This is a genomic window from Actinomadura kijaniata NBRC 14229, assembly GCF_001552175.1.
Taxonomy (GTDB): domain Bacteria; phylum Actinomycetota; class Actinomycetes; order Streptosporangiales; family Streptosporangiaceae; genus Spirillospora; species Spirillospora kijaniata.
Genome location: NZ_BCQR01000353.1, coordinates 1 through 625 on the forward strand (window position 1 = coordinate 1; position 625 = coordinate 625).

The following is a 625-nucleotide window of genomic DNA, read 5'->3' on the forward strand; positions in this document are numbered from 1 at the left end:
GCCGGCGTGACGTAGGGCGCGGGCCCGCCGAGCGCCGCGAACGGAGCGCCCGGCCCGCCCTGGCCCGGCCGGCGGAACGCGACGGGCGACTCGCACCCGGCCGCCGCGCACCCGGTCAGGAGCGCCAGAGCCGACACGGCCCGGAGGTGCCGGAGCGCACCCGGGCGATGACCCCACATCACGGCGGGGACTGTACCCGTTCGTCACGCCCCGTGCCCGAACAATCACAAAACCCGACGTTCGTGGCCGGGGCGCCGGGGGTCAGTCGGACTTGCCGATCCCGATGCCGAACTCGCGGTACACGCGCTCCCAGAAGCCGTCCCGCAGCCAGGTGCGGGCCTCCTGGTAGGGGCGCAGGGAGCCGCCGAGCTCCTTCTCCGCCTCGATCAGCAGCTCCTTGTCGATGACCGGGGGCAGGATCGGGCCGGGCAGCAGGTCGCGGATGTTGTCGCGGCCCCGCTCGAAGATCCACTTCTGGGCGACATGCTCGCCGATCTCCAGCATGTGGTCGCGGTCGGGGCCGAGCTTGCCGTCGGAGGCGCCGGAGGCGAGGCCGGTGGAGTTCACCGTGGCGGCGACGGTCGCGGGCGTCGGGGCGGCCGGGCCGCGCGCGGCGGCGGCCGGG

Annotated in this window: 1 pseudogene; it reads right to left on the minus strand. The window is 75.5% G+C overall.

The features are described 5' to 3' along the window. Positions 1-261: 261 nt before the first annotated feature. A pseudogene (locus AKI01S_RS52455) lies at positions 262-625 on the minus strand (NYN domain-containing protein); the annotation flags it as partial.